This window comes from Lonsdalea populi (assembly GCF_015999465.1).
GTDB classification, from domain to species: domain Bacteria; phylum Pseudomonadota; class Gammaproteobacteria; order Enterobacterales; family Enterobacteriaceae; genus Lonsdalea; species Lonsdalea populi.
In genome coordinates this window covers 1,180,098-1,201,089 of record NZ_CP065534.1, presented here as the reverse complement: position 1 = coordinate 1,201,089, position 20,992 = coordinate 1,180,098, and the positions used below count along the sequence as shown (strand labels likewise).

Sequence of the window (20,992 nt, the reverse complement as noted above, 5' to 3'; positions counted from 1 at the left end):
GCCATGGCTGTCGCTTCCCTATTACAACGCCAGCAGAGCCGCATTCTGCTGGCGCTTTTATTCGGCGCCAGCGGCACGCTGGCATTCTCTCCTTTTGATCTCTGGCCCGCCGCCCTTATCTCTCTGTTCGGTCTGCAGGTGCTTACGCTCGGCCGCAGCGCTCGTCAGTCTGCTGCCGTTGGCTTTGCATGGGGCTTTGGACTGTTCATCAGCGGCGTACAGTGGGTCTACGTCAGCATCGCTGATTTCGGTGGTATGCCCGGCCCCATAAACGTAGGTTTGGTCGTCCTGCTGGCGTTTTATCTGGCGCTGTACCCGATGCTGTTTGCCGGCGTCTTGGCCCGCTTTTGGCCCAAGACGAACCTGTGGCGCGTCGCTATCGCCGCGCCCGCGCTCTGGCAGTTGACCGAGTTCCTGCGTGGCTGGGTGCTGACCGGCTTTCCATGGCTTCAATTCGGCTATAGCCAAATCGATGGCCCTTTAAAAGGGCTGGCGCCGATTCTCGGCGTAGACGCTATTACGTTCGTGCTGATGATCGTCAGCGGGCTGCTGACGTTTGCCATCGCCTCCCGCCGCTGGCTGCCAGCCGTCGTCGCGGCGGCCTTGCTACTGTTGTCGTGGCCATTGAGAGGCATCGCCTGGTTCAAGCTCGAGCCTGACCGGGCGGTTAACGTCGCGCTGGTACAAGGCGACATCCCCCAGTCGTTGAAATGGGATCCCGACGAGCTGCTGAACACGCTAAAAATTTATCTGGACAGCAGTCTGCCCGTCATGGGCAAAGCGCCGATCATTATCTGGCCGGAATCAGCAATTCCCGACGTCGAATCCCGCCAGCAGGCGTATTTGCGTCTGGTCGACCGTGCGCTGCTTGAGCGCCACAGTAGCCTGATCACCGGCATCGTCGACATCCGTCCGAAAGACAACGACGTGGACTATTACAACAGCATCATCGTTTTGGGCGACAAGCAGTCATACCGCTATCCCACCAGCAACCGCTACAACAAACACCATTTGGTGCCTTTTGGCGAATTTGTGCCGCTGGAAACTCTGCTCCGCCCGCTGGCGCCGCTGTTTGATCTGCCAATGTCGTCATTCAGCCGCGGCGACTATGTGCAACCGCAGCTGGACGTCAGCGGCTATCGACTCACGGCCACCATTTGCTACGAAATCATCCTAGGTCATCAGGTGCGGGATAACTTCCGTGAAAGCACCGATATGCTGCTCACGATCTCCAACGACGCTTGGTTCGGCCACTCTATTGGTCCGTGGCAACACTTCCAGATGGCGAGAATGCGTGCGCTGGAGCTGGGCCGACCATTGCTGCGCAGCACGAATAACGGCATTACGGCCGTCGTCACACCGGAAGGCGAGGTCAGCGCCTCGTTGCCGCAGTTCACGCGTGGTGTGCTGGAAACCTCCGTTACCCCGGCAACCGGTATGACGCCATACGCACGTTGGGGCGCGTGGCCGTTATGGACACTGACGCTGCTGTTCGGCCTCTGCGCTGTTTTCTCTTCTTGTATCCGCCGCCGCTGATCTTCCCCGCTATCGTACATCGTGAACAACAAAGGGCATGCTAAACGTGCCCTTCCTAACTCCTGGCATATTAATTGCTAAAACCTATGCGGCGCGGCCAACCTGGCGTCTTTTAAGAGTGTGCGATCTCACGCAGCACGGATTCGGGGCATCGCTAGCACCAAAATAGTGCCAAGCTGATTAAATGCTGCAATTTAGTGCAGATTAACTCTCAAAAAAGACACATGATGGCCTCATATTGTTAACAGTTGGCTATTTTTAACGATGTTGCAGTTTATTTGCGCTTTCGCGGTGCATCCGCAAAGCGCCACTCATTTGATTAGCACCATCACAACAGCAAAGGAGTTAGCACATGCAATTGCGTAAACTGGCATTTTCACTACTTCTGGCAGGTACAGCGGCAGGCAGTCTGGCTCATGCGGAAGAGCTGACCGGCACATTGAAAAAAGTGAAAGACAACGGCGTTATCGTTATTGGACACCGTGAATCTTCCGTTCCTTTCTCCTATTACGATAACCAGCAGAAAGTCGTTGGCTATTCCGAAGCCTACTCAGACAAGATCGTCGAAGCGGTTAAAAAGAAAATTGGTGCGCCGAACCTTCAGGTCAAATTGCTGCCGATCACCGCACAAAACCGTATCCCGCTGCTGCAAAACGGCACCTACGATCTGGAATGTGGTTCAACCACTAATAACCTGGAACGTCAGAAACAGGCCAATTTCTCTAACACCATCTTCATCATCGGCACCCGTCTGATGACCAAAGTGGATTCCGGCATCAAAGATTTCTCTGATCTGAACGAGAAAACCGTCGTTGTCACCTCAGGAACTACCTCTGAAGTGCTTCTGAACAAGATGAACGACGAGAAGAAAATGAAGATGCGCATCATCAGCGCGAAAGACCACGGCGACTCCTTCCGTACTCTGGAAAGTGGCCGCGCGGTAGCCTTCATGATGGACGATGCGCTACTGGCGGGTGAACGCGCCAAGTCGAAAAATCAAGACCAGTGGGTCATTCTTGGACAACCGCAGTCCAAAGAAGCCTATGGCTGCATGATGCGTAAAGACGATCCGCAGTTCAAAGCGCTGGTCGACGAAACCATCGCCCAGATCCAAACGTCAGGCGAAGCTGAAAAATGGTTTGACACCTGGTTCAAGCAGCCTATTCCACCGCGCAATCTGAACCTGAACTTCGAGCTGTCTGACGATATGAAGGCCTTATTCAAAGCGCCCAATGATAAAGCTTTCTAAGCTGCAAGCATCTCAAGATAATAGGTTCAGGCATTTTGATTGCTGATTTGCGAACATGCTGGCGGGTTCAGGTCAGTCGCTCCCTGCCCTGAGCTCCAGACCGTTCACAAGTCTTCGGGTAGCCTCGTTGGCTACCCTTTTTACCGGAGTTTTTTATGTCAACAGATTGGAATTGGGGTATTTTCCTGCAATCCGCTCCATTCGGTAATACGACTTACCTCGGATGGATTATTTCCGGCCTACAGGTGACCGTAACATTGTCTCTGTGCGCGTGGATCATCGCATTTCTGCTGGGTTCGCTACTGGGGATACTTCGTACCGCGCCCAACCGTTTCATCTCAGGCATCGGCACCTGTTACGTGGAGCTGTTCCGTAACGTCCCGCTCATCGTTCAGTTCTTTATCTGGTATCTGGTGGTTCCCGAGCTGCTGCCTGTTGAACTGGGCATGTGGTTCAAGGCGGAGCTGGACCCGAACATTCAGTTCTTCCTGTCTTCCATGATCTGTCTCGGCATGTTCACGGCCGCACGCGTTTGCGAACAGGTGCGCGCCGGGATCCAATCTCTGCCCCGCGGGCAGAAAGCCGCTGGTCTGGCGATTGGCCTGACGCTGCCCCAGACATACCGCTACGTGCTATTGCCCAACGCCTATCGCGTCATCGTTCCACCATTGACGTCAGAAATGCTTAACCTGGTCAAGAACTCCGCGATCGCCTCGACGATCGGTCTGGTCGACATGGCCGCACAGGCGGGCAAACTGCTCGATTATTCCGCGCACGCCTATGAGTCCTTCACGGCGATTACGCTGGCCTATATCGCCATCAACGCCATCATCATGTTGCTGATGCAGGTCGTTGAAAGAAAAACCCGTTTGCCGGGCAATATAGGGAGCAAATAAGAATGTATGAATTTGACTGGAGCTCTATCGCTCCCAGCCTGCCTTACCTGCTGCAAGGCCTTGGCGTTACGATTAAAATCACGGTGATTGCCGTCATTTTCGGTATTATCTGGGGAACCCTTCTCGCCGTCATGCGGCTGTCTTCGTTCAAACCTATCAGTTGGTTTGCCAAACTGTACGTAAACTTGTTCCGTTCCGTACCGTTAGTCATGGTACTGCTGTGGTTTTACCTGATTGTGCCAAGCTTTCTACAAAATGTGCTTGGGCTGTCGCCGAAAACCGATATTCGGCTAGTTTCGGCTATGGTAGCCTTCTCCCTGTTTGAAGCGGCCTACTACTCTGAAATCATCCGCGCCGGGATTCAGAGTATCGCTCGTGGTCAGGCTTCCGCCGCGCTGGCGCTGGGCATGACGCATTGGCAGTCCATGAGATTGGTGATTCTGCCTCAGGCTTTCCGTGCAATGGTTCCTCTGCTGCTGACTCAGGGCATTGTCCTGTTTCAGGACACCTCTTTGGTGTACGTGCTCAGTCTGGCTGATTTCTTCCGCACCGCGTCCAGCATCGGCGAGCGCGACGGAACGCAGGTTGAGATGATCCTGTTTGCCGGGTTTGTTTATTTTATTATCAGCATCTGCGCATCGATGCTGGTTAATTATCTGAAGAAAAGGACGGTTTGATGATTTCCCTGAAAAATGTTTCTAAGTGGTACGGTCAATTTCAGGTACTTACCGACTGCTCCACAGAAGTTAAAAAAGGTGAGGTAGTCGTCGTTTGCGGACCTTCGGGTTCCGGAAAATCGACCTTAATCAAAACCGTTAATGGACTTGAACCCATCCAAGAGGGGCTGATTGAAGTTAACGGCATCGCCGTCAACAACAAACGCACTAATCTGGCCCAGCTGCGTTCTAAAGTCGGCATGGTATTCCAGCATTTTGAGCTGTTCCCGCATCTGTCGATCATCGACAACCTCACCCTGGCGCAGGTCAAGGTGCTTAAGCGTCAGCGCGAACCGGCGCGTGAAAAGGCCAAGAAACTACTGGATCGCGTCGGTCTGTCCGCCCACGCGGATAAATATCCGGGACAGCTCTCCGGCGGCCAGCAGCAGCGTGTCGCCATCGCCCGTGCGCTGTGCATGGACCCCATCGCGATGCTGTTCGACGAACCGACCTCCGCGCTTGACCCGGAAATGATCAATGAAGTGCTGGACGTGATGGTTGAGCTGGCGCAAGAAGGGATGACCATGATGGTGGTGACCCACGAAATGGGCTTCGCCCGCAAAGTGGCGCACCGGGTCATCTTTATGGACGAGGGTAAGATTGTCGAAGACACCCGCAAAGAGGATTTCTTCACTAATCCAAAATCCGAACGAGCCAAAGACTTCCTGGCGAAAATCCTGCACTAATGCGCAAGTAAGCGTAGCGCGTTACGTTAGCGATTTGCTCTAAAAAATCCCGGCAGCCGATGCCGGGATTTTTTATGAGTTTCCCATAGCGACCAAGAGGATTGCCTCAAGGAGAAACCTGGGCGCTGCGTTTCCCGCTAGGGTTGGAAAGGCTGACGATGAAACTGGTCATGCGAACATTTCGGGCAGCGCGGCAGGACCTCCGGGGTATAAAAAGTCAGATGGTAGTGGCAGTTTTCGCACACCAGATTGCCCAGCCCGACCACCTCTCCGCTATGATAGACACCGTGATGGTTGACGTCCTGAAACATCTCCCGCCACTCCAACTGCGTTTTGTCCGTAATGTCCGCCAGCTCCTGCCACAGGCTTTCCTTGATGACGCGCATAAAAACGCTGTCGGTGAATTCATCCCGGCTCTCCTCATAGCTGCGTCCGAACTCGGCAATATCGCGTCGAATAGCCTGCAGAACCTGTTCGCCTTCCTGCTGCGTTAAGGCGTTATCGTCTGCGATACGATGCCGCGCATGATCGATAAGCTTCGCCATATCACGCTCTCCCTCGTGCAGACGTGCGGTGATGTCCGACATTAACGCCTGATAGTAACGGCTGATTTTATTCATTACGACTCCTCAACAGACCGGGTGGAATGATGCATGCGCCACGCTATTTTGCCGCTGGGCGGTACCCTGGTGATATCAGCATACTGGATGGCTTCAGCGTAGATGATTTTCATGATCGAACCGCAGGCCGCGTCGCTCTCCGCGCTTCCCCTTTGTTTTCGTCGCAACCGTAAGCGCACGGGCCTTCGCTGATGAACGGCCTTGGCAGAAATCCGCCCCGGACGGGCTCAAGGTGTTGTTGCCCAAGACGCTTATCAGCTATGCTATGCGGATCTTTTAGTATGCACAATGGGCTACAAATGTAGCCATTATCACTACCCAAAGGACCACTGGCAGCCATGCACGAGCAATACCGCCCAGACGAAATAGAAGCGCAAGTCCAGCTTCACTGGCAAGAAAAACAAACCTTCAAAGTGACCGAAGACGCCAGCAAGGAAAAATACTATTGCCTTTCCATGCTGCCTTACCCTTCTGGACGACTCCATATGGGACACGTCCGTAACTACACTATAGGCGATGTCATCTCACGCTATCAGCGCATGCTGGGTAAAAACGTGCTACAGCCTATCGGCTGGGACGCCTTTGGTCTGCCGGCGGAAGGCGCGGCGGTTAAGAATAAAACCGCTCCCGCGCCCTGGACCTACGACAATATCGAATATATGAAGAACCAGCTGAAACTGCTGGGCTTCGGCTACGATTGGGATCGCGAGATCGCCACCTGCAAACCTGACTACTACCGTTGGGAACAGTGGTTCTTCACCAAGCTATACGAAAAAGGCCTGGTCTATAAGAAAACGTCCGCCGTCAACTGGTGCCCGAACGACCAGACCGTCCTGGCCAACGAACAGGTCATCGACGGCTGCTGCTGGCGCTGTGACAGCAAAGTGGAGCGCAAAGAAATCCCGCAGTGGTTCATCAAAATCACCGACTACGCGGATCAACTGCTGAACGATCTGGATACGCTGGAAAGCTGGCCAGAGCAGGTGAAAACCATGCAGCGCAACTGGATCGGCCGTTCCGAAGGCGTCGAGATCACCTTTGACATCGCGGACAGCGGTCGCCAGATGACGGTCTACACGACGCGTCCCGATACCTTCATGGGCGTGACCTATGTTGCCGTCGCGGCTGGGCATCCTCTGTCACTGCTGGCCGCAGAAAAAAATCCTGCGCTGAATGACTTCATCGAAGAGTGCCGCAATACCAAAGTGGCCGAAGCCGACATGGCGACGATGGAGAAAAAAGGCATGCCGACCGGTCTGTACGCCATCCATCCGCTGAACGGCGAAAAAGTCCCGGTGTGGATCGCGAACTTCGTGCTGATGGAATACGGCACCGGCGCGGTCATGGCCGTACCGGCTCACGACCAGCGCGACTGGGAGTTCGCCACCAAATACGGTCTGCCGATCAAACAGGTTATACAAGCCGCTGAAGGCCAAGACGTCGACCTCTCCGCTCAGGCGCTGACGGAAAAAGGCCGCCTGTTCAACTCCGGCGAATTCGACGGTCTTGATTTCGAAGAAGCCTTCCAAACCATTGCCGACACGCTGGTTGAGAAAGGCGTCGGTCAGCGCAAGGTCAACTACCGACTGCGCGACTGGGGCGTTTCCCGTCAGCGTTACTGGGGCGCGCCGATCCCGATGGTCACGCTGGAAGACGGCACGGTCATACCGACACCTGAAGATCAGCTGCCGGTCAAACTCCCCGAAGATGTGGTCATGGACGGCATCACCAGCCCGATCAAAGCCGACCCGGAATGGGCGAAAACCACGGTCAACGGCCAGCCTGCGCTGCGTGAAACCGATACCTTCGATACCTTCATGGAATCCTCTTGGTACTACGCGCGCTACACCTGCCCGCAGTACGATGAAGGCATGCTGGATCCCGCCGCGGCCAACTACTGGCTGCCGGTCGATCAGTATGTCGGCGGCATAGAACACGCCATCATGCATCTGATGTACTTCCGCTTCTTCCACAAACTGCTGCGCGACGCGGGTCTGGTCAATTCCGACGAACCTGCGAAACGCCTGCTGTGTCAGGGAATGGTGCTGGCTGACGCCTTCTACTACGTCGGCGAAAACGGCGAGCGCGTGTGGATCTCTCCGGCCGACGTGACCGTTGAGCGCGATGAGAAAGGCCGTATCGTGAAAGCGTCCGACGCCGAAGGCCGCGAAGTGATTTATGCCGGCATGAGCAAAATGTCGAAGTCGAAAAACAATGGCATCGACCCTCAGGTCATGGTGGAAAAATACGGCGCGGATACCGTACGTCTGTTTATGATGTTCGCTTCCCCGGCGGAAATGACGCTGGAGTGGCAGGAGTCCGGCGTTGAAGGGGCTAACCGCTTCCTGAAACGCGTGTGGAAACAGGTGTTGGATCATACCGCCAAAGGCGCCGTACAGCCGCTGAACATCGCGAAACTGACGGACGACCAGAAGGCGCTGCGTCGCGATCTGCACAAAACCATCGCCAAGGTCACCGACGATATTGGCCGTCGTCAGACGTTCAATACCGCTATTGCCGCTATTATGGAACTGATGAACAAGTTGGCGAAGGCTTCTCAGGTAAGCGATCAGGATCGCGCCCTGACCCAGGAAACGCTGTTGGCCGTCGTCCGGATGCTGTATCCGTTCACCCCGCATGTCTGCTTCACGCTGTGGCAAGAGCTGCACGGCGAAAGCGACCTCGATAACGCACCGTGGCCGGTGGCGGATGAACAGGCGATGGTTGAAGACTCGAAGCTGGTCGTGATTCAGGTCAACGGCAAAGTGCGCGGCAAAATTACCGTTGCGGCCGACGCCGACGAGCAGCAAGTTCGTGAACGCGCTGCAGAAGAACCGCTGGTAGCCAAGTATCTTGATGGCGTGACCGTGCGGAAAGTGATTTACGTCCCTGGAAAACTGCTTAACCTGGTTGTGGGTTAAGGCGAGGAGGAACTTGTGCGACACCCACTATTGACGTTGTTGCTGGGACTGACGGTACTTATTACCGCCGGTTGCGGTTTTCATCTGCGCGGCACGACTCAGGTGCCGCCTCAGTTGCATAACCTGATTTTGGATAGCTCAGACCCGAATGGGCCTATGACGCGCGCGGTGCGCGAACAGCTGCGGCTCAACAATGTAAACATCGTTGAGAATTCCAAACGCCAGGACATTCCATCCCTGCGCGTGCTGGGGACGACGCAAACACGCAGCACCGCGTCTATCTTCCAGGATGGTAAGGCCGCCGAGTATCAGTTTGTTCTGGAGCTGACAGCGCAGGTGCTTATGCCGGGGGACGACATCTACCCGATAAGCGTCAAAGTCTTCCGCACCTTCTTTGATAATCCGCTCACGGCGCTCGCCAAAGACGCCGAGCAGGATATCATCCTCCAGGAAATGCGCGAGCAGGCAGCTCAACAGTTGGTGCGTAACCTGCTGACCGTGAAAGCAGGCAGTAAAAACGCCGAGCAGCAGAAGGAAACAACGCCCCCTGCGCCTGCCGTTCCCGCTCGTTCATGACCCGTATCTACCCTGAGCAACTCGCCGCGCAGCTCCGAGAGGGGCTGCGCGGTTGTTATCTGCTTTTCGGCAACGATCCGCTGCTACTGCAGGAAAGTCAGGATCACATTTGCCGTACCGCTCAACAGCAAGATTTTCACGAACAATTCCGGTTTACGCTGGATAACTCGACTGACTGGGACGCCATCTTCGGCGCCTGTCAGGCGCTTAGCTTATTCTCATCACGACAAATATTGTCGCTGACGCTGCCAGACGCCGGTCCCGGCGCGCCGATAGGCGAACAGCTGGTCAAACTCGCCGGGTTACTCCACCCTGACGTTCTGCTGATTTTACGCGGTGCCAAGCTGACCCGCGCCCAGGAGAACAGCGCCTGGTTCAAGGCCTTGTCGCAGAAAAGCATCTATGTGCCCTGCATGACGCCGGAACAGGAACAGCTTCCGCGCTGGGTAATGCAACGCGCCAAGAACATGAAGCTGGAACTGGATGAGCCAGCCTGCCAACTGCTCTGCTACTGCTATGAAGGCAACCTGCTGGCGCTGTCCCAGGCGCTGGAACGTCTGTCTTTGCTTTACCCCGACGGCAAACTGCCGCTGCCCCGCGTTGAACTGGCGGTCAGCGATGCGGCGCACTTTTCGCCGTTTCACTGGCTGGACGCGCTGCTGGCGGGCAAAAGCAAACGCGCCTGGCATATCCTGCACCAGCTGCGTCTGGAAGAGTGCGAGCCCGTTATTCTGCTGCGAACCGTGCAGCGTGAACTGTTGCTGCTGCTGCAGTTGAAACGGCAGAGGGTCGCCACCCCGCTGCGCACCTTGTTCGACCAACATAAGATCTGGCAAAACCGCCATCCTCTGATAACGCAGGCCTTGCAGCGCCTGTCGCTGGAACAGCTACAGCAGGCCATCACCCTGCTCGCCAGACTGGAAATCACCCTGAAACAGAATTACGGCCGGCCTATTTGGGCAGAATTGGAGACACTGGCGATGATCTTGTGTGGAAAAGCCCTGCCCGATAGTCTGATCGAGGTCTACTGATTTGCCGATCCCGGATACCACTAGCAAACTGACCGCCTACTTCGGCGGTACGTTCGACCCGATTCACTTCGGTCACCTGCGGCCCGTCGCCGCGCTGGCGGCCGAAGTCGGACTGCAGCAGGTCGTCCTGCTGCCCAATAATGTTCCCCCTCACCGCGAACAACCTGAAGCCGACGCCCACCAGCGTAAAGAAATGGCCGCGCTGGCGATCGCGAATAACCCGCTTTTCCGCATTGATGACCGCGAACTGCGGCGGGAAACGCCTTCGTACACGATTGAGACATTGGAAGCGTTAAGACAGGAAGCCGGGCCGACTGTGCCGCTGGCGTTTATCATCGGTCAGGACTCTCTGTTAACGCTGCATCACTGGCACCGCTGGCAGGAGATTCTGTCTTATTGCCATCTGCTGGTGTGCGCCCGTCCGGGCTATGGCCGAACACTGGAAACCCCTGAATTACAGCAATGGCTGATATCCCGTCGCACTACCGAGGTGAGCCGGTTCCATCAGCATCCCCAGGGGCTAATCTATCTGGCGAATACCCCGCTGCTCCCCATTTCCGCCACCGAGATCCGCCAGCGCAGGCAACAGGGGCGCGACTGCAGCGATCTGCTGCCCGCCTCCGTGCTGAATTATATAGACACACACGGGCTATACCGCTAGCGACGGCTTTATACCACTCAACATGACTGCATGGTATACTCCGCCGCTGGTTCAAACGGCAGGCAACCGGCCTGCCGCGGCAAACTCGCCACGCTTTTGCGTACATGCTGAAAGCGACATCGCTCCGCCCATCAAGCTCAGGCTGATTAACATTACCCCAGGGGGAACATTTGCAAGGCCAAGCACTCCAAGACTTCGTTATTGATAAAATCGACGACCTGAAAGGCCAGGACATCGTGGCGTTGGACGTCGCCAATAAGTCCAGCATCACAGACTGCATGATCATCTGTACCGGAACGTCCAGCCGCCATGTTGCGTCCATCGCCGACCACGTCGTGCAGGAATCCCGCGCCGCCGGACTGCTCCCGCTAGGGGTAGAGGGCGAAGCGCTGGCTGACTGGGTCGTTGTCGACCTGGGCGACGTGATTGTCCATGTCATGCAGGAAGATAGCCGTCAACTGTACGAACTGGAAAAGCTTTGGGGTTGATATGAAACTGCAACTGGTCGCCGTGGGCACCAAAATGCCCGACTGGGTGCAGACCGGATTTAGCGATTATCTGCACCGTTTTCCTAAGGATATGCCACTGGAACTGGTGGAAATTCCTGCCGGGAAACGGGGCAAAAACGCCGATATTCGCCGCATTCTTGAGCGAGAAGGCGAGCAGATGCTGGCCACCGTGGGGAAAGGCAACCTGATTGTGACGCTGGATATTCCCGGCTCACAGTGGGAAACCCCGCAGCTGGCCCAACAGCTGGAACGTTGGAAACTGGATGGACGCAACGTGAGTTTGCTGATTGGCGGGCCGGAAGGCCTGTCGCCGCAGTGTAAAGCGGCGGCCGAACAGAGCTGGTCACTGTCCCCATTGACGCTGCCCCACCCGCTGGTGCGCGTACTGGTGGCAGAGAGCCTGTACCGCGCCTGGAGCATTACGGCTAACCATCCTTACCACCGGGAGTAAGGCGATACCATGAACTATCAGAACTGATCCTGCCGGATGAACATAGAGCGTAAACCTTTTCGTGATTATACGGCTGAGTCGGCCCTGTTTGTACGCCGCGCGCTGGTGGCGTTTTTGGGCATTCTGCTGCTGATCGGCATCCTCGTTGTCAATCTGTACCATCTACAGATTTCACGCTTTGACGACTACCGCACTCGTTCCAACGAAAACCGCATCAAGCTGGTCCCTATCGCGCCCAGCCGTGGCATTATCTATGACCGTAACGGCACGCCGCTGGCCCTGAACCGGACCATTTACCAGCTTGAGCTGATCCCCGAAAAGGTCAACAACCTTGAAGCGACGCTGAATGCCCTCAAGCCCGTCGCCGATCTCACCGACGAAGATCTGGAAAATTTCCGTAAAGAGCGCAAGCGTTCACGTCGCTTCACCTCTATTGCGGTAAAAACCGGGCTATCCGATGTACAGGTCGCACGCTTTGCGGTGAACCAATATCGCTTTCCCGGCGTGGAAGTCAAAGGCTACCAGCGCCGCTATTACCCTTACGGTTCTGCACTGACCCACGTCATCGGCTACGTATCCAAAATCAACGACCGGGATCTCGATCGGCTGGGTAAAGAGGATAAGCTGGCGGACTATGCGGCCACGCACGATATTGGCAAACTCGGTATTGAGCGCTACTACGAAGACCTGCTGCACGGCAAACCGGGCTATGAAGAGGTTGAAGTCAACAACCGCGGTCGCGTGATTCGCCAACTGCACGAACAGCCGCCGCAGGCCGGCAAAGATATCTATCTGACGCTGGATCTAAATCTGCAGATTTACATTGAAAAACTATTGGAAGGCAGCCGCGCCGCGGTCATCGTCACCGATCCGCGCAACGGGGGTATTCTGGCAATGGTATCAACGCCCAGCTACAACCCGAACCTGTTTGTCGACGGCATTTCCGGCAAAGATTATCGCGCGCTGCTCAACGACCCCAACCGTCCGCTCATCAACCGTGCCACGCAAGGTGTCTATCCGCCGGCTTCGACCGTGAAACCCTATATCGCAGTTTCCGCGCTGACGGCGGGCGTCATTACGCCCAATACTTCTTTGTTCGACCCCGGTTGGTGGCAGTTGCCAGGGTCGGAAAAACGCTTCCGCGACTGGAAGAAATGGGGACACGGACGGCTTAATCTGACCAAAGCGTTGGAAGAGTCGGCGGATACCTATTTCTACCAGGTCGCCTACGATATGGGCATCGACCGCCTGTCTGAATGGATGAGCAAATTCGGTTACGGCGACTATACCGGTATCGATCTGTCTGAAGAACGCGCCGGGATCATGCCGACGCGCGACTGGAAAATGCGACGGTATAAAAAGCCGTGGTATCAGGGCGATACTATCCCAGTCGGCATCGGCCAGGGCTATTGGACCGCCACGCCCATCCAAATGCTGAAAGCGCTGACGACGCTGGTCAACGACGGTCAGGTCAAAACGCCGCATCTGCTCTCCAGTACTCAGGAGCACGGCGTCAAAGTGCCTTATGCCCAGCAGGAGCACACGCAGATCGGCGATATTCACTCAGGCTATTGGGAACTGGTTAAAGACGGCATGTACGGCGTAGCCAATCGCGCCAACGGCACCGCACGCAAAAGTTTTGCGGACTCGCCGTATAAAATCGCGGCCAAAACCGGTACGGCGCAGGTGTTCGGCCTGAAGGAAAACGAAACCTATAACGCCCATAAAATTGCTGAACGGCTGCGCGACCATAAGCTAATGGTCGCTTTCGCCCCGTACAACGATCCGAAAGTGGCCATGACCATTATTTTGGAAAACGGAGGCGCCGGACCCGCAGTCGGGACTATCGTGCGTCAGATCCTCGACCATATTATTTTGGGCGACAACAACGTCAATCTCCCGGTCGCGCCTCCCGCGCCCCCCGGCAGTGAAACTGAGTAGGCAAATTCATGACCGACAGCCAACAAAAAGGCTCAATCTGGACCAAAATCCACATTGACCTCCCGTTTCTTCTCTGCATACTGGCGCTGCTCTGCTATAGCCTGATCGTCATGTGGAGCGCCAGCGGTCAAAACATCGACATGATGGAGCGAAAAGTCGCTCAGAGCGTGCTTGGTCTGATTGTGATGATCATCATGGCTCAGATCCCGCCCCGGGTGTACGAAGGGTGGGCGCCCTATTTGTATGTCGTGTGCGTGATCCTATTGGTGTTGGTGGATGTGTTCGGCCAAATCAGTAAAGGCGCACAGCGTTGGTTGGATCTGGGCGTGGTCCGGTTTCAGCCGTCCGAAATCGCCAAAATCGCCGTTCCGCTGATGGTATCGCGCTATATCAACCGCGATATGTGCCCTCCTTCCCTGAAAAATACCGCCATTGCGCTGGCCCTGATTTTCGTGCCTACGCTGCTGGTAGCCGCGCAGCCTGACCTGGGGACGTCGATTCTGATCTGCGCCTCAGGCCTGTTCGTGCTGTTTCTCGCGGGTATGAGCTGGCGGTTGATTGGCTTTGCCGCGCTGCTTGTCGCGGCCTTCATTCCTATTTTGTGGTTCTTTCTGATGCATGATTATCAGCGAGACAGGGTGATGATGCTGTTGGATCCCGAGAGCGATCCGCTGGGCGCGGGCTATCATATTATCCAGTCCAAAATCGCCATCGGCTCCGGTGGTCTTTCCGGCAAGGGCTGGTTACAGGGAACGCAGTCGCAGTTGGAGTTCCTGCCGGAGCGCCATACCGACTTTATCTTCGCCGTACTGGCGGAAGAGCTTGGTCTGATCGGCGTACTCATCCTGCTGACGCTCTATCTGTTCCTGATTATGCGGGGTCTGGTGATCGCCGCCAACGCGCAGAACTCCTTCGGCCGCGTCATGGTCGGCGGTTTAATGCTAATCTTCTTTATCTACGTTTTCGTCAACATCGGCATGGTCAGTGGTATTCTGCCCGTGGTCGGTGTCCCGCTGCCTTTAGTCAGCTATGGCGGTTCGGCTCTGGTAGTCTTGATGGCGGGATTTGGTATCGTCATGTCGATACATACTCACCGCAAAATGTTATCCAAAAGCTTATAGAGGTGGGCAATGCGTAAGAATTGGCTAGAGATTGTAGCGCTCGGTATGGTGTTGTCTGGCTGTAGCACCGAAACGGAACAGGTAAGGCCCACGCCAGCGCCGACGGTTTACAACGGTCCGGTGAAAGAGATCGGCGGCGCGGAGCCGCGCTACGAACCGTTTAATCCTTCCACGATGCAGGATTACACCGTTAACGGCCGAAGCTACAACATCGTCAAAAATCCGCAGAACTTCAGCCAGACCGGTTTGGCGACCTGGTACGGCGAAGAACTCTCGGGCAACCGCACATCCATTGGCGAAGAGTTCGATCCCAACGCGCTGGCCGCCGCGCACCCTACCCTGCCTATTCCCAGCTATGTGCGCGTGACCAACCTCAGTAATGGGCGTCAACTGGTGGTCCGCGTCAACGATCGCGGCCCTTTCACGCCCGGTAAAATTATTGACCTGACGCGCGCCGCGGGTGAACGGCTGAATATTTCCAACAATACCCGCGTCAAGGTCGACTTCATCAGCGTGGCGCCCGACGGTACGCTGTCAGGTCCGGGCACGGTTGGCACGCGGGTGGCCAAGCAGAGCTTCGCTTTGCCCGAACGCCCTGATCTCAGCGTAGGCGGAATGAGCGCGCCGGTCATGAATTCGGCAACCGACAGCAATACACCGTCCATCGCCGATACGGCAACGGAAAACGCCTCCTCAACCATATTTCCGGCCGCCAATCCAACCCCGAGCGGCGGATTCCTTGGCGCGCCTCAGCCGCTGCGCAGCGGGGTTCTGGAAACATCACAACCAACGGTGGCGACTACGCCCGCCGCTGGCGGCAATATGGTGGTTCAGGTCGGTGCGCTCAAGGATCAACAACGCGCCGACGCCTGGCTGAGCAGTCTAAAAAGTCGCTTCAACGTCAAAGGCAACGTGATGCAGAACAATGGTCTGTATCGCGTTCAGTTGGGGCCGTTCACCAGCCGACAGCATGCGGTAGAACTACAGCAGCGACTGGTTAATGAAGCACAGCAACAGTCTTTTATTACGACGCTGTAAGCCGATACCCTCCGGGGAAGCGAAAGTGACATCGTCTTTCCCCGCCAAAACGTCGCCCGGCGGGACCCTGCGGCAAAATTGCGTAACGTATTATCTGATGCCGCCCAGGATCTTCATCTGCTATAGTGTGACTCGTTTTTAACTCATACCCATGGATGTTGTTGTTCCATCATGAATACAGAAACCACAACTCGTTTTATGCCACGCATCGTGCTGGGCTCACTGCTGGCACTTTGCGCCTCGACCTTCGCCCACGCCGACGACGTCAACCTCAAAACCATGATCCCAGGTGTGCCGCAGATCGACGCCGAAGCTTATATTCTGATTGATTACAACTCGGGTAAAGTCCTTGCGGAAATGAACGCTGACAGCCGTCGTAATCCGGCCAGCCTGACTAAAATGATGACCAGTTATGTTATCGGGCAAGCTATCAAGGCGGGGAAGATTACGCCGAATGATGTTGTGACCATCGGCAAAGATGCCTGGGCGACCGGCAACCCGGAGTTTCAGGGGTCTTCACTGATGTTTCTGAAGCCCGGAGACCGCGTCAGCGTCTCTCTGCTTAACAAGGGGATTATTCTGCAGTCGGGCAACGACGCCTGCGTCGCCATGGCGGACTATGTCGCCGGCAGTCAGGATTCGTTCGTCAACCTGATGAACAACTACGTCAACGCGCTGGGCCTGCAGAATACGCAGTTTAAAACCGTACATGGGCTGGATGCCGAAGGACAGTACAGTTCGGCTCGGGATATGGCGCTGATCGGCCAGGCGCTGATCCGCGACGTACCGGATGAGTACGCGACGTACAAAGAGAAAGAGTTCACCTTCAACAACATCCGTCAAACCAACCGCAACGGCCTGCTGTGGGACACGAGCCTGAACGTGGACGGCATCAAAACCGGTCATACCTCCTCCGCCGGCTTTAACCTGGTCGCCTCGGCGACCGAAGGCCAGATGCGTCTGATATCCGCCGTTCTCGGCGGCAGAACGTTCAAAGGCCGCGAAGCCGAAAGCAAAAAACTGCTGACCTGGGGCTTCCGCTTCTTCGAAACCGTGGCGCCGCTGAAATCAGGTAAAGAGTTCGCTTCAGAACCGGTCTGGTTTGGCGACAGCGATCGCGTTGCGCTGAGCGTTGAAAAAGATGTCTACATCACCATTCCGCGCGGTCGGATGAAGGATCTGAAGGCCAGCTACGTATTGAACAACACCGAACTGCATGCCCCACTAGGCAAGAACCAGATCGTAGGCACCATCAACTTCCAACTGGATGGCAAGACCATCGAACAGCGCCCGCTGGTGGTGATGAACGAAGTAAAAGAAGGCGGCATTTTCGGCCGGTTGATGGACTACGTGAAACTGATGTTCCACCGCTGGTTCAGCTGATCCCCCCCTTGTCTCCTGGCATAACGCCCCCATATCACACGGATAAATACACTCCCGCCCCGGCGGGAGTTATACTTTCTATGGTATTACCGTTGGAAAACCACTCTGGAGTGTCTTAATGAAAACCAAACTCAATGAACTGCTCGAGTTTCCCTGCTCCTTTACCTACAAGGTGATGGGTCTGGCGCAGCCGGAGCTCGTCGATCAGGTAGTTGAAGTCGTGCAACGTCATGCACCTGGCGACTACACGCCGCAAATCAAACCCAGCGCGAAGGGCAATTACCACTCGGTTTCCATCACGATTAACGCCACGCACGTCGAGCAGGTTGAGACGTTGTATGAAGAGCTGGGTAAAATCGACATCGTTCGTATGGTGCTTTGATCTCGTCGACTTTTTTTACCACAGGAAGGCAGACGCGGATCGTAAGCGCTATTCGTCCCCACGGCGGTATCCCGTATAGTGACCGCCATTCACTCCCGACGCTGAAGATGACGCCAGTGGAACAAGACAAGATCATTATTCGTCAGCTAGGCCTACTCCCTTACGAGCAGGTATCCCTGGCGATGCACCACTTCACCGAACAACGCGACGACGACAGCGCTGATGAGTTGTGGCTAGTTCAGCACTCCCCGGTGTTCACTCAGGGACAGGCGGGCAAAGCGGAACATGTACTGATGCCGGGAGATATCCCGGTCATCCAGAGTGACCGTGGCGGGCAAGTCACCTATCATGGCCCGGGCCAGCAGGTGATGTACGTGATGATTGACATTAAACGCCGCAAAGTCGGCGTCCGTCATTTGGTCAGCGCGATTGAACAGACCGTCGTCGACACGCTGGCGCATTTCGAGATCGAAGCCTATGCACGCCCGGATGCGCCCGGCGTGTATGTCAGCGATAAAAAAATCTGTTCTCTCGGACTTCGCATTCGACATGGCTGCTCTTTCCACGGTCTGGCGCTGAATATTGCGATGGATTTGTCTCCTTTCCGGCGCATCAATCCGTGCGGTTATGCCGGCATGCAAATGACGCAGCTCAATGAGCTCGTACCCGGTGCTACCGTTGAAGACACTGCGCCCATTTTGACCACTGCCTTTTTGCGGCGACTCAGCTACACAGAAAGCGAATGGGTAGACTGGGCGTGGGAACAGCAGGGGGAACCGCAGCCGATGACGTATCTTTCTCGATCACACCCGGCATAACCATTACATTTCGTTTACACTAATGATGCTTTTTGCCTGTTCAAAGGCTGATTGTCACCGGACAAAGATGATATAATTTTGTGAGTTTTTTAAAAAAAAGTTTAACGACTCACGCGATTCATGAATTAGTCGTTAATTCATGACAGCGATTCAGAACTGGAACTTACGCAAACATGAGTAAACCGATTCAGATCGAACGTGGCGTAAAATACCGCGACGCCGACAAACTGGCCTTGATTCCCGTAAGGACCGTTGCCGTTGAACGCCAGGATATGCTGCGCAAACCCGAATGGATGAAAATTAAACTCCCTGCCGACTCAAGCCGGATCAAGGGAATCAAAGACGCCATGCGCCGCAATGGACTGCATTCGGTTTGTGAAGAAGCCTCTTGCCCTAACCTGGCTGAATGCTTCAACCACGGTACGGCCACCTTTATGATCCTCGGCGCAATCTGTACCCGTCGCTGCCCCTTCTGCGATGTCGCGCATGGCCGACCGATTGCGCCCGACGCCAACGAGCCGGAAAAACTGGCGCAAACGATCCACGATATGGCTCTGCGTTATGTCGTCATCACATCGGTAGACCGTGATGACCTGCGGGATGGCGGCGCTCAGCATTTCGCCGACTGCATCAGCGCTATTCGCCGCAAAAGTCCGCAGATCAAGATTGAAACGCTGGTGCCAGATTTCCGCGGCCGTATGGATCGCGCGCTGGAAATTCTCAACGCCAGTCCGCCGGACGTCTTCAACCACAACCTGGAAAACGTACCGCGTCTGTATCGTCAGGTCCGTCCCGGCGCCAACTACGAGTGGTCGCTTAAACTGCTGGAAAACTTCAAGACCGCACATCCGGACATCCCGACAAAGTCTGGCCTGATGGTAGGACTGGGCGAAACCAATGAAGAGATTGTGGAAGTGATGCGCGACCTGCGCCGTCATGGCGTGACGATGCTGACATTAGGTCAATATCTGCAACCCAGCCGCCATCACCTTGCAGTGAAACGTTACGTTCCGCCAGAAGAGTTTGATGAGATGAAACAGGAAGCGTTGGCGATGGGATTCACCCATGCCGCCTGCGGGCCTTTTGTGCGGTCGTCTTACCACGCTGACCTGCAAGCCAAGGGCGAAGAAGTCAAATAGCCCGTCTATCCGGCAATAAATGATTACAGTTTGCTGGTGTAATCTTAGGACTGAGCGGACGGGATCCCGTCCGCTGCACGCCCGGCATCATTGAAAAATGATTATTCCTTGTTGCGCACGTCGTTGAGCGCGGCCGGTTCTTCCGGCGTCTGTGTTTTAACCGTAGTCTGATCGTCGTTCATGGCTTTCTTAAAGCCTTTGATCGCCGCTCCCAGGTCGCCGCCCAGGCTACGAAGTTTGTTGGTGCCGAATAACAGAACGATCAATGCGCCAATCACCAACAGTTTAGCAATGCTGATACCTTCCATAAATACCTACCTGATTTTATACGCTGGGACAGCCAGCACTTGTGCCTCGGCCCGTTTTAAGTCAGCCTTCATCATAATATAACGACCATCTGTAACAAATTAAGACCGGAACACCCCTCCCCCCGGCACGATCCATTAGCCGAGATTATCTGTAACAGCGTAATACAGGCGGTTCGAAGCGGTTATGATTCAGAACAGGTAATTGACGACGCACGCGTTGAATTCGCTCCAGACTCAGATCGGCGTAGAGCAGCGCGGGTTCTTCCGTCGCCTGTGCGATGACGATCCCCATGGGGTCCACCACCATACTATTACCAATATTCTTCACGCCGCACTCGCCAACAGCGATCAGGTAACAGGTATTTTCCAGCGCACGGGCTCGGTTCAATAGTTCCCAATGCATCTCTTTATGCGCACCTTTAACCCACGCGGCGGGAAGCACAAGCATGTCGGCGCCTTTGATCGCCAGCATACGCGCCATCTCCGGAAAACGCAGGTCGTAGCAAACCATCATGCCGACCTTTACCCCGTCGATGTCGATCACCGGGGGGAGCATCCCCCCGGGCGTGACTCGTTTAGATTCCTGCCATGAGAAGGCATCGTAAAGATGGAGCTTATGGTAATGAGCCAACACTTCCCCCTGACGCAGCGCCAGCAGCGTGTTGTACACGCGCCCCTCTTCCGCTGGGGTATGCAGGGTGAAGACGACGGTGAGGGATGAAGATTCGCTGGCTGAAAGCAATTGGCTCACGAAAGACCCGTTCAAAGGCTGCGCGTGATTAGTTCCCCACTCAGCATCGGCATTATCTCGCGCCAGCACCGCTTCCGGCAGCACCAGCAGGCGGGCTCCCGCGGCTGTCGCCTCGTGCATCAGCCTGATGCACGTATTCGCATTATCCTGCCACTGCCGCTGTACGGCAAACTGACCCAGCGCAACTTTCATAGCACACCCTCACTCGGTGAGTCACAAACCACGATGAACCGTCACCCGATGCTCTTCCCTACAAAAA

At 55.4% G+C, this 20,992-nt stretch carries 21 protein-coding genes; 18 read left to right on the top strand and 3 right to left on the bottom strand.

Annotation, left to right across the window (positions count from 1 at the left end; translation table 11 throughout):
• Nucleotides 1-3: 3 nt before the first annotated feature.
• From lnt to I6N93_RS05310, 5 genes are all read left to right on the top strand, one after another.
• Nucleotides 4-1,536, top strand: a complete 1,533-nt coding sequence (gene lnt / locus I6N93_RS05330; protein ID WP_085687041.1) for an apolipoprotein N-acyltransferase — start codon at nt 4-6, stop codon at nt 1,534-1,536.
• Nucleotides 1,537-1,888: 352 nt separating this feature from the next.
• The gene (locus I6N93_RS05325; RefSeq protein WP_085687042.1) at nt 1,889-2,785 is read left to right on the top strand and encodes a glutamate/aspartate ABC transporter substrate-binding protein; all 897 of its coding nucleotides are present in this window, start codon (nt 1,889-1,891) and stop codon (nt 2,783-2,785) included.
• A 155-nt stretch (nt 2,786-2,940) separates the two neighbouring features.
• Nucleotides 2,941-3,681 (top strand): amino acid ABC transporter permease, encoded by a 741-nt coding sequence (locus I6N93_RS05320; RefSeq protein WP_085687043.1) that lies wholly within the window; start codon nt 2,941-2,943, stop codon nt 3,679-3,681.
• A gap of 2 nt (nt 3,682-3,683) precedes the next feature.
• Nucleotides 3,684-4,358 (top strand): glutamate/aspartate ABC transporter permease GltK, encoded by a 675-nt coding sequence (gene gltK, locus I6N93_RS05315; RefSeq protein WP_085687044.1) that lies wholly within the window; start codon nt 3,684-3,686, stop codon nt 4,356-4,358.
• A complete protein-coding gene (locus I6N93_RS05310) occupies nt 4,358-5,083 on the top strand; it encodes an amino acid ABC transporter ATP-binding protein (RefSeq protein WP_085687045.1) in 726 nt (241 codons plus the stop codon). Before gltK ends, I6N93_RS05310 begins: the two co-directional genes overlap by 1 nt.
• Nucleotides 5,084-5,220: 137 nt before the next feature.
• Here the strand turns inward: I6N93_RS05310 and I6N93_RS05305 are convergent, their stop codons facing one another.
• Complete coding sequence (locus I6N93_RS05305) at nt 5,221-5,703, bottom strand: zinc ribbon-containing protein (RefSeq protein WP_085687046.1); 483 nt, start codon at nt 5,701-5,703, stop codon at nt 5,221-5,223.
• Nucleotides 5,704-6,041: 338 nt separating this feature from the next.
• Here I6N93_RS05305 and leuS point away from each other — a divergent pair, with 338 nt between their 5' ends.
• From leuS to lipA, 13 genes are all read left to right on the top strand, one after another.
• Nucleotides 6,042-8,624: a leucine--tRNA ligase gene (gene leuS, locus I6N93_RS05300; RefSeq protein WP_085687047.1), complete on the top strand. Its 2,583-nt coding sequence runs from the start codon at nt 6,042-6,044 to the stop codon at nt 8,622-8,624.
• Between the two features lie 15 nt (nt 8,625-8,639).
• Entirely contained in the window at nt 8,640-9,200 is a 561-nt protein-coding gene (gene lptE, locus I6N93_RS05295; protein WP_085687048.1) for an LPS assembly lipoprotein LptE, read from the top strand.
• A complete protein-coding gene (holA, locus tag I6N93_RS05290; protein ID WP_085687049.1) occupies nt 9,197-10,231 on the top strand; it encodes a DNA polymerase III subunit delta in 1,035 nt (344 codons plus the stop codon). The genes lptE and holA overlap by 4 nt, the downstream gene beginning before the upstream one ends.
• Before the next feature lies 1 nt (nt 10,232).
• Nucleotides 10,233-10,892 (top strand): nicotinate-nucleotide adenylyltransferase, encoded by a 660-nt coding sequence (gene nadD, locus I6N93_RS05285; protein WP_085687050.1) that lies wholly within the window; start codon nt 10,233-10,235, stop codon nt 10,890-10,892.
• 170 nt (nt 10,893-11,062) lie between these two features.
• Nucleotides 11,063-11,380 carry a ribosome silencing factor gene (gene rsfS / locus I6N93_RS05280; protein ID WP_085687051.1) on the top strand — a complete coding sequence of 106 codons (318 nt, stop codon included), beginning with the start codon at nt 11,063-11,065 and terminating at the stop codon, nt 11,378-11,380.
• Nucleotide 11,381: 1 nt separating this feature from the next.
• Nucleotides 11,382-11,852, top strand: a complete 471-nt coding sequence (gene rlmH / locus I6N93_RS05275; RefSeq protein WP_085687052.1) for a 23S rRNA (pseudouridine(1915)-N(3))-methyltransferase RlmH — start codon at nt 11,382-11,384, stop codon at nt 11,850-11,852.
• A 36-nt stretch (nt 11,853-11,888) separates the two neighbouring features.
• The gene (mrdA, locus tag I6N93_RS05270; protein WP_085687053.1) at nt 11,889-13,793 is read left to right on the top strand and encodes a peptidoglycan DD-transpeptidase MrdA; all 1,905 of its coding nucleotides are present in this window, start codon (nt 11,889-11,891) and stop codon (nt 13,791-13,793) included.
• Between the two features lie 8 nt (nt 13,794-13,801).
• Complete coding sequence (gene mrdB / locus I6N93_RS05265; protein WP_085687054.1) at nt 13,802-14,914, top strand: peptidoglycan glycosyltransferase MrdB; 1,113 nt, start codon at nt 13,802-13,804, stop codon at nt 14,912-14,914.
• A 9-nt stretch (nt 14,915-14,923) separates the two neighbouring features.
• Nucleotides 14,924-15,952 carry an endolytic peptidoglycan transglycosylase RlpA gene (gene rlpA, locus I6N93_RS05260; protein WP_085687055.1) on the top strand — a complete coding sequence of 343 codons (1,029 nt, stop codon included), beginning with the start codon at nt 14,924-14,926 and terminating at the stop codon, nt 15,950-15,952.
• 171 nt (nt 15,953-16,123) lie between these two features.
• Nucleotides 16,124-17,335: a D-alanyl-D-alanine carboxypeptidase DacA gene (dacA, locus tag I6N93_RS05255; RefSeq protein WP_085687056.1), complete on the top strand. Its 1,212-nt coding sequence runs from the start codon at nt 16,124-16,126 to the stop codon at nt 17,333-17,335.
• Nucleotides 17,336-17,453: 118 nt separating this feature from the next.
• Entirely contained in the window at nt 17,454-17,717 is a 264-nt protein-coding gene (gene ybeD / locus I6N93_RS05250) for a DUF493 family protein YbeD (protein WP_026738925.1), read from the top strand.
• 107 nt (nt 17,718-17,824) lie between these two features.
• The gene (gene lipB, locus I6N93_RS05245) at nt 17,825-18,535 is read left to right on the top strand and encodes a lipoyl(octanoyl) transferase LipB (RefSeq protein ID WP_176222538.1); all 711 of its coding nucleotides are present in this window, start codon (nt 17,825-17,827) and stop codon (nt 18,533-18,535) included.
• 173 nt (nt 18,536-18,708) lie between these two features.
• Nucleotides 18,709-19,674 carry a lipoyl synthase gene (gene lipA / locus I6N93_RS05240; protein WP_085687058.1) on the top strand — a complete coding sequence of 322 codons (966 nt, stop codon included), beginning with the start codon at nt 18,709-18,711 and terminating at the stop codon, nt 19,672-19,674.
• A gap of 101 nt (nt 19,675-19,775) precedes the next feature.
• Here the strand turns inward: lipA and tatE are convergent, their stop codons facing one another.
• On the bottom strand, nt 19,776-19,982 hold the full coding sequence (gene tatE, locus I6N93_RS05235) for a twin-arginine translocase subunit TatE (RefSeq protein WP_085687059.1): 207 nt from the start codon (nt 19,980-19,982) through the stop codon (nt 19,776-19,778).
• Between the two features lie 145 nt (nt 19,983-20,127).
• Nucleotides 20,128-20,925, bottom strand: coding sequence for a deaminated glutathione amidase (locus I6N93_RS05230; protein ID WP_085687060.1), 798 nt, complete (start codon nt 20,923-20,925; stop codon nt 20,128-20,130).
• Nucleotides 20,926-20,992 lie beyond the last annotated feature (67 nt).

Excerpts from the sequence above, each read along its gene's own strand:
- lnt (WP_085687041.1), top strand. The coding sequence starts at position 4 with ATGGCTGTCGCTTCCCTATTACAACGCCAGCAGAGCCGCATTCTGCTG.
- I6N93_RS05305 (WP_085687046.1), bottom strand. The coding sequence starts at position 5,703 with ATGAATAAAATCAGCCGTTACTATCAGGCGTTAATGTCGGACATCACC.
- I6N93_RS05320 (WP_085687043.1), top strand. The coding sequence starts at position 2,941 with ATGTCAACAGATTGGAATTGGGGTATTTTCCTGCAATCCGCTCCATTC.
- rlpA (WP_085687055.1), top strand. The coding sequence starts at position 14,924 with ATGCGTAAGAATTGGCTAGAGATTGTAGCGCTCGGTATGGTGTTGTCT.
- mrdB (WP_085687054.1), top strand. The coding sequence starts at position 13,802 with ATGACCGACAGCCAACAAAAAGGCTCAATCTGGACCAAAATCCACATT.
- tatE (WP_085687059.1), bottom strand. The coding sequence starts at position 19,982 with ATGGAAGGTATCAGCATTGCTAAACTGTTGGTGATTGGCGCATTGATC.
- holA (WP_085687049.1), top strand. The coding sequence starts at position 9,197 with ATGACCCGTATCTACCCTGAGCAACTCGCCGCGCAGCTCCGAGAGGGG.
- mrdA (WP_085687053.1), top strand. The coding sequence starts at position 11,889 with ATGAACATAGAGCGTAAACCTTTTCGTGATTATACGGCTGAGTCGGCC.
- gltK (WP_085687044.1), top strand. The coding sequence starts at position 3,684 with ATGTATGAATTTGACTGGAGCTCTATCGCTCCCAGCCTGCCTTACCTG.
- leuS (WP_085687047.1), top strand. The coding sequence starts at position 6,042 with ATGCACGAGCAATACCGCCCAGACGAAATAGAAGCGCAAGTCCAGCTT.
- lipB (WP_176222538.1), top strand. The coding sequence starts at position 17,825 with ATGACGCCAGTGGAACAAGACAAGATCATTATTCGTCAGCTAGGCCTA.
- I6N93_RS05325 (WP_085687042.1), top strand. The coding sequence starts at position 1,889 with ATGCAATTGCGTAAACTGGCATTTTCACTACTTCTGGCAGGTACAGCG.
- rlmH (WP_085687052.1), top strand. The coding sequence starts at position 11,382 with ATGAAACTGCAACTGGTCGCCGTGGGCACCAAAATGCCCGACTGGGTG.
- I6N93_RS05230 (WP_085687060.1), bottom strand. The coding sequence starts at position 20,925 with ATGAAAGTTGCGCTGGGTCAGTTTGCCGTACAGCGGCAGTGGCAGGAT.
- lipA (WP_085687058.1), top strand. The coding sequence starts at position 18,709 with ATGAGTAAACCGATTCAGATCGAACGTGGCGTAAAATACCGCGACGCC.
- I6N93_RS05310 (WP_085687045.1), top strand. The coding sequence starts at position 4,358 with ATGATTTCCCTGAAAAATGTTTCTAAGTGGTACGGTCAATTTCAGGTA.
- dacA (WP_085687056.1), top strand. The coding sequence starts at position 16,124 with ATGAATACAGAAACCACAACTCGTTTTATGCCACGCATCGTGCTGGGC.
- ybeD (WP_026738925.1), top strand. The coding sequence starts at position 17,454 with ATGAAAACCAAACTCAATGAACTGCTCGAGTTTCCCTGCTCCTTTACC.